General features: G+C 38.3%; 10 protein-coding genes. All 10 read left to right on the top strand.

The annotated features are described in order from the left end of the window. Positions 1-50 precede the first annotated feature (50 nt). The 10 genes from EM4838_RS07710 to EM4838_RS07665 all read left to right on the top strand — a co-directional run bounded on the left by EM4838_RS07710 (position 51) and on the right by EM4838_RS07665 (position 13,632). Positions 51-803 (top strand): DeoR/GlpR family DNA-binding transcription regulator, encoded by a 753-nt coding sequence (locus EM4838_RS07710; protein ID WP_065097101.1) that lies wholly within the window; start codon positions 51-53, stop codon positions 801-803. After that, a complete protein-coding gene (pfkB, locus tag EM4838_RS07705) occupies positions 800-1,714 on the top strand; it encodes a 1-phosphofructokinase (protein WP_071866264.1) in 915 nt (304 codons plus the stop codon). The genes EM4838_RS07710 and pfkB overlap by 4 nt, the downstream gene beginning before the upstream one ends. A gap of 18 nt (positions 1,715-1,732) precedes the next feature. Continuing rightward, the gene (locus EM4838_RS07700; RefSeq protein ID WP_071866265.1) at positions 1,733-3,661 is read left to right on the top strand and encodes a PTS fructose transporter subunit IIABC; all 1,929 of its coding nucleotides are present in this window, start codon (positions 1,733-1,735) and stop codon (positions 3,659-3,661) included. Between the two features lie 190 nt (positions 3,662-3,851). Further along, on the top strand, positions 3,852-6,059 hold the full coding sequence (locus EM4838_RS07695) for a hypothetical protein (RefSeq protein ID WP_071866266.1): 2,208 nt from the start codon (positions 3,852-3,854) through the stop codon (positions 6,057-6,059). After that, entirely contained in the window at positions 6,059-6,583 is a 525-nt protein-coding gene (locus tag EM4838_RS07690) for a hypothetical protein (RefSeq protein ID WP_081355904.1), read from the top strand. The genes EM4838_RS07695 and EM4838_RS07690 overlap by 1 nt, the downstream gene beginning before the upstream one ends. A gap of 28 nt (positions 6,584-6,611) precedes the next feature. Continuing rightward, positions 6,612-7,214 (top strand): hypothetical protein, encoded by a 603-nt coding sequence (locus tag EM4838_RS07685; RefSeq protein WP_071866267.1) that lies wholly within the window; start codon positions 6,612-6,614, stop codon positions 7,212-7,214. A gap of 21 nt (positions 7,215-7,235) precedes the next feature. Then, a complete protein-coding gene (locus EM4838_RS07680) occupies positions 7,236-7,478 on the top strand; it encodes an LPXTG cell wall anchor domain-containing protein (RefSeq protein ID WP_071866268.1) in 243 nt (80 codons plus the stop codon). Positions 7,479-8,584: 1,106 nt separating this feature from the next. Beyond that, positions 8,585-10,789: a hypothetical protein gene (locus EM4838_RS07675; RefSeq protein ID WP_071866269.1), complete on the top strand. Its 2,205-nt coding sequence runs from the start codon at positions 8,585-8,587 to the stop codon at positions 10,787-10,789. 105 nt (positions 10,790-10,894) lie between these two features. Beyond that, the gene (locus EM4838_RS07670; protein ID WP_071866270.1) at positions 10,895-11,266 is read left to right on the top strand and encodes a hypothetical protein; all 372 of its coding nucleotides are present in this window, start codon (positions 10,895-10,897) and stop codon (positions 11,264-11,266) included. Positions 11,267-11,472: 206 nt separating this feature from the next. After that, on the top strand, positions 11,473-13,632 hold the full coding sequence (locus EM4838_RS07665; protein WP_071866271.1) for a hypothetical protein: 2,160 nt from the start codon (positions 11,473-11,475) through the stop codon (positions 13,630-13,632). Positions 13,633-13,725 lie beyond the last annotated feature (93 nt).

Below are 13,725 nucleotides of genomic sequence, written 5' to 3'. Positions count from 1 at the left end.
TGAATGTTAAATCAAAATATGCTAGAATCTATCGTGAGGTGATCGTGGAAATGCTTACAGAAGAACGTAAACAGAAAATCCTACAACTATTGGAACAACATAAAATTGTCAAATCCCAAGAGTTAGTAGTCTTGTTAGATGCTTCTGAATCAACGATTAGACGGGATCTCCAAGAGTTAGAAGATGAAGGTTTATTGCAACGTATCCATGGAGGAGCAAAAAAAGAGGATCTTTTAGGTTTTGAACAAAACATGAGTGAAAAAACGCTCAAAAACGTTCATGAAAAGCAAATGATTGCACGATTAGCAGCGGAACTAGTGAACGATGAAGAAGTCATTTATCTTGATGCAGGATCAACCACGTTAGAGATGATCCCCTTTTTAAAAGATAAACAGATCACTGTTGTGACCAATTCAGTGAAACATGCTGCCGCGCTAGTTGATCTACAAATCTCAACGATCGTACTAGGGGGCCAAGTGAAACTCTCAACGAATGCAGTGTTAGGAGCTAATACACTTAGCCAATTACAGGCTTACCATTTTAATAAAGCATTTATGGGAATGAATGGCGTTCATCTTGAACGTGGATTCACTACCCCAGATCCAGAAGAAGCAGCGGTCAAACGCTTAGCCATTACAAATGCCCAAGATAGTTATGTTTTACTTGACCATACGAAGTTCAATAAGCAAACCTTTGTTTCTGTTGCACCACTGCAAGATGCCACGATCATAACCGAGCGTTGTCCACTAGAATTTCTTGACGACTACAGTGAACGGACGACAATTAAGGAGGCAAATCAATGATTTATACAGTAACGCTTAATCCATCCATCGATTTTATCGTACGAGTAGATGGATTAAAACTCGGTGATTTAAATCGAATGACCGAAGATTTCAAAGTCCCTGGAGGAAAAGGGATCAATGTTTCTCGTCTATTGAAGCGCATCGATTCTGATTCGACCGCTTTAGGATTTCTTGGTGGTTTCACTGGGAATTTTATTTCTGACTGGTTGAAAGAAGAACAAATCGCAACAGCTTTTACACAAGTAAAAGAAGATACTCGGATCAACATCAAATTAAAGTCTGATTCTGAAACAGAGATCAATGGACAAGGACCAACAATCTCAGATCAAGCCATTGAACGTTTGAAAGCAGAATTAGCAACTGTTGGAGCAGACGATATCGTGGTATTATCGGGAAGCGCACCTGCGAGTTTACGTGCTGGATTCTATCAAGAATTGATTGAGATCATCCGTGAAAAAGGTGCTGAGTTTGTGATCGACACCACCGGCGATGATTTGAAAGAAGCATTAAAAAAAGAACCGTTATTGATCAAACCAAACAATCACGAACTAGCGGAATTGTATGATGTGACATTCCATTCCGTTGAAGATATCATTCCTTATGGCAAGAAATTACTGGCAGAAGGAGTAAAAAATGTGTTGATCTCAATGGCTGGGGACGGTGCTTTATTGTTTACAAAAGAAGGAACCTACCGTTCAAATGTATTAGTTCGACCATTGAAAAATTCAGTGGGTGCCGGAGACTCGATGATTGCTGGTTTTATCGGTTCATATAGCAAACATAGAGATGCGGTAGAAGCCTTCAAGTGGGGCGTGGCATGTGGAAGTGCAACTGCTTTTTCGGATGATTTAGCGGTTCGTTCATTCATTGATGAATTATTACCAGAAGTAGAAATAACAAAAATTGATTAATATCGTGGGGGATAAATCATGGAAATCAAAGACTTAATGATCAAAGATGCGATGATCATGGATCTACAGGCAACTGATAAAAAAGGCGCCATCGATGAAATGGTCCAAAAAATGTATGATGCAGGTCGTATCTCAGATATCGAAACTTATAAACAAGGGATCTTAGCTCGTGAAGCTCAAACATCCACTGGGTTGGGCGATGGCATTGCAATGCCACATGCGAAGAATGCGGCTGTCAAAGAAGCAACAGTTTTGTTTGCGAAAAGTAATAAAGGCGTGGATTATGAAGCACTAGATGGTCAACCAACTTTCTTATTCTTTATGATCGCCGCACCAGAAGGAGCAAACGACACACATTTGCAAGCATTAGCTGCTTTATCACGTTTGTTGATCGATCCAGATTTTGTTGGAAAATTAAAAGAAGCAGGAACACCGGAAGAGGTCCAAGAATTATTCCAAACAGCGGAACAACAAAAAGAAGCAGAAGCGGTAGCGGAACAAGAAGAAGCAGCACAAACAGCGACTTCTTCTAATAAAAAATTTGTTGTTGCAGTTACTGCATGTCCAACAGGGATCGCCCATACTTACATGGCTGAAGATGCGTTGAAGAAAAAAGCCAAAGAGATGGGTGTTGAGATCAAAGTTGAAACAAACGGTTCAGAAGGAATCAAAAACCGTTTAACTGCTGAAGATATTGCCCGTGCAGATGGCGTTATCGTTGCGGCTGATAAAAAAGTCGAAATGAATCGTTTTGACGGAAAAGAATTAGTCAATCGTCCAGTAAGTGACGGTATTCGAAAAACGGAAGAATTGATCAACTTAGCTGTCAGTGGTTCAGCACCAGTTTTCCATGGTGATGGAAAAGAAAATTCTTTTGACGAAGGAAATGCAGATGGAACGATCGGCCAACGAATCTATAAAGATTTGATGAATGGTGTTTCTCACATGTTACCATTCGTTATCGGCGGTGGGATCGCCATTGCCTTATCATTCATGGTCGATCAGTTCATGGGTGTACCACAAGATCAATTAGCCAACCTTGGGAATTACAACCAAGCAGCAAGCTGGTTCAATCAAATTGGACAAGCCGCATTTGGCTTTATGTTACCAGTTTTAGCTGGATTCATTGCGTCAAGTATTGGTGACCGTCCTGGATTGATCGTTGGTTTTGCAGCGGGAGCATTAGCAAATGCTGGCGGTGCTGGGTTCTTGGGTGCCTTGATTGGTGGTTTCTTGGCAGGTTACGTGATCGTCTTCTTACGTAAATTATTCAAAAACTTACCTAAGTCACTGGAAGGAATCAAAACGATTCTATTCTATCCTGTATTCGGATTGTTGATTACCGGTTTCTTGATGTTGATGGTCAATGTACCGATGAAAGCACTCAATGATGGTTTGAATAGTTTCTTATCTGGACTTAGCGGTTCGAATGCTGCATTATTAGGTGCATTACTTGCTGGGATGATGGCTGCCGATCTAGGTGGACCAATCAATAAAGCAGCATATGTGTTCGGTACAGCAACATTAGCAACCACTGTCGCAACGGGTGGTAGTGTTGTGATGGCTTCCGTTATGGCGGGAGGAATGGTTCCACCATTAGCTATCTTCGTTGCAACACGTTTATTCAAAAATAAATTCAGTAAAACAGACCAAGATGCTGGCTTGACAAACATTGTTATGGGGCTCTCTTTCGTAACCGAAGGATCGATTCCATTCGCCGCAGCTGATCCAATCAGAGCAATTCCAAGTTTCATTATTGGTTCTGCATTGACAGGTGGTTTAGTGGGAGCTTTTGGTATCAAATTGCTAGCACCACATGGCGGGATCTTCGTTGTCTTCTTACTAAGTCATCCGATTATGTATCTTGTATTTATTTTAATTGGTGCAGTGGTCTCCGGTATTATCTATGGTTGGCTAAGAAAAGCACCTGCCGCTGTTGAAGCTTGATATAGTATAGTTGTTTAATAGAAATAGTCGAATCTTACTAAAGTATAATTCTTTAGTAAGATTCTTTTTTTTTAAAAAAACACTATACCAAATAAGTTGACTTATTACTTCTTTTCGTAGTATCATCGTTTTGCAATCAAAATCTAATCTATCTAATTTTTTCTTTTTTAAAAAATATGTGGAGGTAATTATGATTATAATGAATAAAATATCTATATTACTAGTTTTTTTTTATTTAAGTCTATTACCAATCGTTCATTGTTACGCTGGAGATATACAATTTGAAGTCAATGATTCTCATGAAGCAGGAGAAGATATCCATCATTTTGAACATTCAAAAAATAACGAAAAAGAACAAGGGCTATCTATTCAAAAGGAAGAAATTCTATCAGATTTAGAAAATGGAACCGAGTGGGAAACGTTTGACTATGTGATGACTGATGATGTGTATAATCATGGATTTGAACAAATTGAATCCTTGAATGGGCTTGGGACTGAAGGAAATCCCTATACTGCTGGAACAGCTACTGAATTACGTGATGTGCTAAGAGCAATCAATTCAAGTCCTTCAAATGGGGTTTATCATGTTGTTCTGACGAATCATATCTTGTACCAAGATTCAGATGTCTTTGAGATAAGAAGAAATTTAGTGGTCGACGGGCAGGGATTTCACATGCTTTACTCTAATAGTTCTAGTAGTACAGCGATTAATACGGGATATCGAATCCAAAGATCTGGGGTACATGTGACACTTAGAAATATGAATTTTGGAAGCAATAGCATGACAGATGCCGCTGGAAGAATCTATGACAACAATACCTACTATGGAATTATTGGATCTGGAAATGTATCAGGAATAAACTTTACGGCAGTTTTTGAAGATGTTGATTATTATGCAAGAACAGGTGCGCAACCACTTTTGTCTTGGAATCAAGAGTCGACGTTTATATTTAAAGGAGAGAACCATTTTACTAGTCGAGCAGGAACAAATAGCCAGGAATTTATGGAAGGTTATAATCTTGTTTTTGGTTCAGGTACAAAAACAACGATTGATCATCAAACGGAAACCGATTCAGGATTTATTCATGGATTTGGTACTGGAGGTTCGAATGGAGGTAATAGGCGCATAGAAGTCGTGATCGAAGAAGAGGCAGAAGTGTCAATTCTTTCATCAAAGCAAAACTTGACACATGGTGCACCATTGATTTTTACAATCGCTGACAACGCAAAATTCTTCTATCGACAAACAGCGAATCGGGCACTTAATTTTTCCGATTCACATGCTACAACGATCAATATCGGTAGAGACGCTCAAACAACATTCTTAAGCAACGGCCCGATCAATTCAGGTAATTCAGTAACTTTCAATGTCGATGAACCGGAGTTTATCCATTTTGAAAATGTCGGTACAACCAATCGATTATTCGCCCGAGATATGACGCTCAATCGCTTAGATGGTGTTCCAGGTGTTACTGGAGATTACCAGATCAATTATCTTGATCATGACCAAGGCTTAGGGAAAAAGCAAATACCAGGAAGGGCGACACAAATCTTGGCAGACAATCAGTTTAGTCTCATAGGGTTGCGACAAGCGATTTACCAAAGAGGTGTTCATTTTACGTGGGACAGCATTCCAAATGTACAGATCGGCAAAAGTGAACTATTGACTACGATTCATCCAACAAGTCAGATTATTAAAGAGGTCCGCTATAAGCTTAGCACTGAACGTCTTTGGAGTGGAGATTCGGTGACCTCACCTGCTGCCCAAGATGCGATTACACAAGCAAACCCGGATACACCAGGAGTGATGGCAGTCGAAAATACAACAAGCTTGTCTTGGCAGAATGAACAATTACGGGCAGGTACGTATTATGTGTATGTCCAAGTGATTTTTCAACAGATGGCTGACGGAGCGGTTGCAGGGCAAGAGATGGAGCCCTTATCGATTGAGAGTTTATGGGAGGAAAAAGAAGTGATGATTGTCCGCAGTCCGATACATGTAGAAGTGCCTCTGAAAAAGATATTTGAAGTTCGTGAAGCTGGAACTTTTCATCAAGAGGAACATAGCCAACCAATCATTACCCATAGTAATTTTACCATTGATTTTACAGTGACACATATTGCTGATCACTCGATTGATCCGACAATTTCATTGGTTGTTCAGATACCAGAAGTGGAGGGGGATCATTTGTTATTGAAGTTGAGTACAAATGATGGTCAAGCATTTGGGCCGTTGATTGTAGGTGAAAATCGACCGGAAGCGATCACATTAGAACCGTTCTTAAAAGATCCATTAGAACTTTTCTTAAAAGGTGAATTCGCTGGATCGATTTTCAAGAAACATGAAACAGATTTTAGATTGACTTATACTCTGACAGCAAAAGGAGACGTGGATTAATGGAAATAGGGATGAATAAACGAAAGAAAACTCTGATTATTATATTGGTAAGTCTATTATTACTGATTAGTGGTTGGCTGATTTATCGATATTACTTTCAAAAAACACCTGAACCAGTGACACTTGTCAGCGGGGAATTCCTTCCAGATGGAAAAGATGCGCAACGAATCTCAGAAGAAGAGTTGTTAGAATTATCGCAAACAGCAGTTGATAGAAGTAAATTCAATCTAATGATTTCACCAGAGGCGACGTTTAATCACCGAACGCTGCAAGGTGAATTGATGATCAAGAACCCACTTGAAAATGGCCATCCCATCAATGTGGAAATACGAAAACAGAGTAATGATGAACTTGTTTATACATCTGGCGCAATCCAGCCAGGGTATGAAATAAAAGAGGTAACACTTGAACAGTCACTGGAGAAAGGAGAACATCCATCTGTAGCAATGTTTAGCTTATACGATCCAGATACGAATCAGAAAAAAGGACAAGTAGCAGCTGGAGTAACACTAGTCATCGAATAAAAAATACATTAGATAGGGGAATATTAGGATGAAAAAGAAATTATTAGCAAGTGTATTCGTTTTAGGAACAACTGCGGGAGCGTTTGCACCAACGACGATTTTAGCATCGGATGTTATTGGAGAACCAACGGCAGATATTCAAATCAACGGTTCTTTGGGGTTGGACAATACAGATCCTGAAGAAGAAATCGAAGAAGGTGATACAAATTGGATCAATGTCACACTGGACACTGCGACAATTTTTTATAATCTTGCAGGCACAACCAGCATAAATTCACCAACCTACAATATCGCCAATAATTCTGGTCGACCAGTAGCAGTGTCTGTTAAAAATTTTGCAAGCAATTCTGGCGATTATTCCGCTATCTCTGCCTTAGATATTGTTTCGCCATCACCTTTATCAGCGTCAAGAAGATTGATCGCCAACGGTCAACTGCAAGATTTCACACCTGAATCATCCGGAGTGATATTCACTTTAGCAAATCGTGAGGGGAGATTGACAGCTACTGGTGATACATCAAACCCGACCTCTACTACTTTTAGCTATAGTGGTGCTGTCACATCAGCTAATATTTCAGAAGCAAATCCGTCATTTACACTGACACTTCAATTAGACGCCGTGAACTTTTAATCCTAAGTTAGAGGAGATACTATGAGTACTACGACGATTGAATTGAATGGGAGGCTAGGTGTAGAAACACCGACACTTGCACCAGTACCCGAAGAATCGCCTACAACCGAAAGAAATCAGGTGGCCCGTACAGAAGTGAAGGTGGTTCAACCAATGCCACAGACAAATGATCAAACAGGTATATATCTTTCACTTTTAGGATTCGTGTTGATTTTTATGATCGTAGGGGGATTGTTTCTGAGACATCAATTGGACAATACTTGATTCAAGAAATAAAACTTACAAAACAAATCCTTAAAAATCCAAATCAGTAGGTATTGAGAAGGTTTTAAGTAAAAAGAGCAGAAAGAAGATTAACATCTCTTTTCTGTTCTTTTTTCGTCATAGAAAAGACCTTAGGGCGGTCACATGCTTGCTTCAATTGAAATGTAAACACTATTGAAAACCTGTTGTGAATAGAGCGATTCCATATATCGAAAACAGCCATTCATTCGTAACGTTTTATTTTAATTTGAATAAAAGATATCGTACTAGTAACATATCGTACTGATTTGAATTCTCCCAATGACAAAAATCGGTTGACTCGATAGATAGATTTCATGCGGCACTTATTACATAAATAACCTTGGAAAAAATGAGTCTCATCTATGAGACTAAAAAATTATTTGTTATTTTTTGTATTATTTTGACCATCCATAAATAGTGATCAAGTGTGAATGGTTCGGCTGTTTAGCTAAAATAATACCTCTCTTAACATTTTTATAGAGGGAAATTAATTTTTTGTTGTTTATATAACAATCGTTTTCAGCGTTTTGCCATAGAACATGTTTTGACTATAAATAAAGGAGTGTAGTATCATTATTTTGCAATCTTTTTATAATCTAATTTTAATCAATATAGATAAGCACGAAAAACAAGTAAAAATTTACTAGATTATTGTTCGTGATCTAATTGTCTATAAAGGGCAAGGCTTGCTTGAATCAATATGAAGGTTTTCATATGACTATTATGATCAAAATAACTCAAATAAATAAAATCAAGATTATCAGCGGGAGGAAATTGTCAAAAAAAGGGGAATAGGTGAGTTGCTACAAAGGGAATCGGCTTTAGATGGATGAAGAGTTGTGACAGAATTGTCCACAAAAATGATTGAAAAAATATTATATGTTCATCAAATGAATAAAATGTGCGTCATCTATTAATTGTTACAGTGATTCTTCAAGGGATTTCCTTTTAGAGAAGCCATTGAAACTCTATTTAAGAGTGCATTATTCAGAATTTAATCATCGAAGACATGGAGTCAGCTGAGAATTTTAGTATCAATTGACTTCGCGATGATCTGAGACAAACAGTAGGAAAAGGAGGTCGTTATGAAAAAAATATCACGTTTACTTATTGTTGTTTCTATTATTTGTTTTACTAGCTCAACGATGAGTCATCATTTTGCTCTAACGGAGACATTTGAAAGCGACAAACCATTAACAGTAAACAATTCGGAAAGTATAAGCTCGGATGATTCATTAAATATACCAACAGAAGATGATAGCTGGTCGTATGAAGAAACAAACGAAGGCCCTACAGACGCTCAAAAAAACTTTTCCGATAAAAACGATGAGAATGTTATACCAGAAACAATTTTAAATGATAGCTCTGATCAGCCAATTACTGCCCATGCAGGAAACGGAACTGAGATTGATCCTTATTTGGTAGGTTCTCAGGCCGAAATGATCAGCGCTTTGGCTATGATTCAAAATGATCCTGGTACTGGGACCTATTATATTGAGTTAACGGGCAATATTATTTATGAAGGAGCCACCATTGTTTTTAATATTTACAAAGACGTAGTAATTGATGGGAAAGGCTATTATGTATTGCATGATAATGTCAGCCCTTCTAGAGCTGAAAGATTATTCAATGTGGCTGTGGCAGGATTAAGTGTTACACTCAGGAACATGAATATTGGCAGTGATACACTGATGGATGGTAACGGTATACTTTACAACAAAAACCCCTCTCGTTTGATCTATAGAGAAAGTGTCAGTCCATCTTCTATTTATGATGTATCTGTAATTATTGAAAATATCAATTACTATGGAACAGTCTATTTTGATGTGATTTACGCAGCAAGAGTGACATTTAAAGGGCATAATTCATTTAGAAATGCGGGAAGATTTGTCATCAACCAGCAAGTATTCTTTGCGGAAAATTCCACAACTGCAATTTATGCGATGCAACCTTCAAGTTCTATGATAGATTACTGTTTTTACCTGAGTAATTCTAGTTTAAACGAACCATTTGTCATTGACAGAAATGCCGAATTATCCATAGTAACACCTACTCCTAAAGCAATATCTGCAATAAATTCTATTAGGATGGATATAAGAACCGAGGCGAGACTATTTGTTTATACGACGCACCCGACAGCTATTTCATCCTATATGATTTATCACACTCAATATTCTAGTGCTGTTGGTACAATGATACTAGTTGGACCAAACGCTACTGTCGTACATGAGAGTCAAACGATGATCGGCAATTCTTATACATTTATGGCTGATAAACCGAAGTATATCCTTTTTAGAGCAGCAGCAAGACAAACATTAACTGGAAGAGGGATATTTGCAGTTAATCGACTTGATACAGCAAGTGAATTTGGTGGTCATTACCAAGTTAGCTATAGGGTCGCCAATACTCAACTTGGCAATTTAAGTGTATTTCCAAATACCACAGTATCGAGGGATTTAACTACTGTCTATAGTGGTGGTTCAGGCACTTATGATATTATCTATCAGCCGAATTTTGTGATTGACGAGATTCAAGTAGAACCAGAGGTGGGTATAGATATAAGTAATTTAACCACTACCATCAATACAACGATTCCGCCTGAGCGACCGCTAACAAAGCACGATTTCAAATTAAGTAAGCAACGGTTGTGGACAGGTAGTTCAGTCAATAATCAAACAGCACAAACTCAAATCAACAATGCTACCCTTACAACGAATGGAATGGTTGCTGTTCGATCTTCACCTACTGAAAGTTTATGGCAAGAGCAAAAACTTTATGCTGGCACCTATTATGTCTACGTGAAAGTAACTGGTCAATTACATGAAGATCCTGAACTAGCACATTTACCAAGTGAAAGCTTTTGGTATGAAGTCGTTATCGAGGTGCCAAAAAGTCCATTAAATGTCGAAGTTCCTTTAGAAAAAATCTTTAAAATTCGTGAAGAAGGGCAATTTGATACGATTGCATCCTCTCAACCGATTATCAGCCACAGTAATTTTCCGATCAATTTAACGGTAACCGAAGTCGTGGAACATGCCACAGCTTCACCTGTGACATTGGTGAATGAAATTCTATCTGGCGCAAACAAACAGCTACGTTTGCACTTAGGGACGACGAATAACCAAGATTCTGGTTCTCTAGTTGTGGGACTGAACCAAGCGTCTCCCATTGAAATACTTCCATTTTTAGATAATCCGTTGCATTTGTATCTCAAGGGGGAATATGCTGGGTCACTCCAGCAAAAACATGAGGTCAGCTATTCATTTGTTTATCAGTTGACAGCGAAATAATCAAGCAAAAATAAGCAGATGATCAGTCGAAACGTTTGATTTTTATAGATATAAGGGGAACATTTGAAGCTGGTTATCTTTGAATAGAGAGAGGTAAGGAATATTATGGAGACAAATATAGAGTTAAAAGGCGAATTAGGTATCGTGGATAGTCGACCGCCGACTGAAGAAAGTAAACCACCCCCTGGAGAAAGTCAGCCATCAACAGAGGAGAGTAGTTCTTCTGAGGAGCGCACATCAACGACGGATTCAACGAGGACAGATGAGCAACTTGAACAAATAAACGATACAAACACAGCAATTCGAACAGATATCCAAGGGAGTACCCAAATACCGATCAAAGTCGAAACGCAAACGATTGATTATTTTCCAAAAACCAATGAACAATCGGAACCTTTAGTTGTGACGTGGGTAGGTATTTTCCTTGTGTTTGCTGTGATCAGCTATCGAATTATTGATCGTAAAATGAACAAATGATTTAGTGGAGACAGCGATTGAAACTAAACTGATTTTTTTAGTTATTTATGTCATCGCTTACAGGTTGGTCATCATTAAACTGAATAATGAAGTAAATAACTAGTGAAGAGTATCAGGAGTTTTAGATAAAAATAGGGCGAACTAGCTTATAGTAAGCGTTGAACTCTCTATGAATCAATTAAAAAATCTCATACATGGAGGTAAATATGAAACAACATAAAAGGTGGCTTATCTATTGGACATTTTTGTTGTTCACTCAACTATTATTTTTGAATCAATTAGTTTACGCTGAAACTAATTTAGTAGATGGAAAAACTGAATCAAGTATTGTACAAAGCGGACAGAGGGACCCTAATTTTTTGGGAAGTGATCGCAATTCAGTAAATGATAATGGAGAAGAGACTCTATCAGAATCTAATCAAGTGGCTAGAGCATATGGTGGAAGTGGGACAGAAACCGATCCTTATACAGTAGCTTCCCGAGACGATTTGATTGCTGCGTTAAATGCGATAAATACCGATGCCGGTAGCGGACCTTATCATATTAAATACACTGCTAATATTCTTTTTTACGCTTCAGGTGTCCATGATATTCATAAAGATATCATCATTGACGGGCAAGGGTTTTACATGCATTCTTCCAGTACCAACCAAGGATCTTATCTCTTTCGAGTGCAAGTCCCAAACGTAAATGTAACCATCAAAAATCTTAATTTTGGTAAAAAGGGCTATGTAATTCCTGGAGGGTCAGAGATAAGTTTGCTTCCTACATCTGGAATATTGACTTCTGCTAATGTGTCCATTCCGTTTCATTTAAGTGTAGAAAATATTACGATTTATACAAATTATGGTGGTCGTCGATTTTTTACTAACAACCAAGAATCTACAATTACTTTTTACGGAGAAAATATAATCACTATTACTGGTTCTTTTCTTCCAATCTATAGTTCGATGATCGACATGTGGCATGTGACATTTGCAGAAAATTCTAAAACGTATCTGATTTCTGACGATAGACTTCTTAATTCAGCGATATTTAGTACTCAATTAGCAACCGGTCAAAGTTCGGCTGATCAAAGATTACAAATTCAACTAGAAGATCGTTCGGAAGTAATCATTAATGCCAATATTCCTCAGTTAGGCATTACCCCTGTGGGATATGATCTATTTATAGGAGAAGGCAGTAAGCTAAGTTATGAAAGTGATGGGTTAATGGAATTTGGGCTTGCCAAGCAGTCTTCAACCACAGTGTCGGAGATAAATGTTGCTAAAGATGCACAGTTGACTTTCAGCACTTACTCCACGTTTAGTCCCCTTCTAACGCCTAGTTCTAAAGTCTTATTTAATGTGAATGAGCCTGAATTAATCAGGTTCAAAAAAAGAAGCACGTCAGTAGTTAGTTCAATTAGTGGAATAGAAAAAATTCAAATCAACCGTTTAGATGGGCAATCTGGAGAAATCGGTGGCTATCAATTCAATGCGCAGGATCGGTATAGTCAACCGGTTTCGAAAGATATTGCGACAGATCAACTAGTTGATTTGTATACGCTTGGTATAACGAATGAAGTGATTTACCAAAAAAAATTCGATATTCCAACAGTTGAGACTAGTCCAGAGGTTGATTTAGATGTGAGTGAACTGACCACGACAATTGAGACGGTGACACCAAGCAACCGCCCGTTGACGAATCATCAATTTATACTGAGTAAAGAACCGCTTTGGTCAGGGACGTCCATCAACACAGAGGCGGCTCAAACGCAGATTACTAGTACTACCCTTGCAACTAGTGGTGTAATAGCAATTGAAACTTCAGAGACTGAAAGAACTTGGAAACAAGAAAAATTACGCGCTGGCACCTACTATGTCTATGTGAAAGTAACAGGAGTCATGCAAGAAGATCCAGAACTCCAGAAATACTTAAGTCAAAGTTTGTGGAAGGAATTCGTAGTTGAGGTGCCTAAGAGTGTGCTGAGTGTGGAAGTACCTTTGGAGAAATTCTTTACTGTCCGTGAAGCAGGAGAATTTGATGAACTGGCCGCCGCCCAACCAATCATCAGCCATAGTAATTTTCCAATCGATTTTTCAGTGACTGAAGTAATTGACCATTCAATTGAAGAAACGCCAGTGACTTTAGTGAATAATGTAGTGCAAGACGCCCATAAACATTTACGTCTTCATTTAGCAGCGACAAATGGGCAACATTCTGGGCCATTGATTCTTGGTGAAAATCAATCAGATTCAATTGAAGTATTGCCTTTTCTTGAGAATCCCTTAAAACTATACCTTAAAGGAGAATATTCTGGTCCCATGACGGATAAACATGATGTGAGATACCGGTTCATCTACAAACTAAGCGCTCAAAGTTGAACTTAGTAAATAGATGTTGCCATGTACGGAAGAAGCGGTGAACGCAGCTTGTTATTAATTTGAAAACTAAATAAGGGATGTTTTAGGAGAGGG

It is taken from the genome of Enterococcus mundtii, from assembly GCF_002813755.1.
Classification (GTDB): domain Bacteria; phylum Bacillota; class Bacilli; order Lactobacillales; family Enterococcaceae; genus Enterococcus_B; species Enterococcus_B mundtii.
The sequence above is the reverse complement of the archived record's forward strand: the minus strand, read 5'-3'. Positions and strand labels throughout refer to the sequence as shown.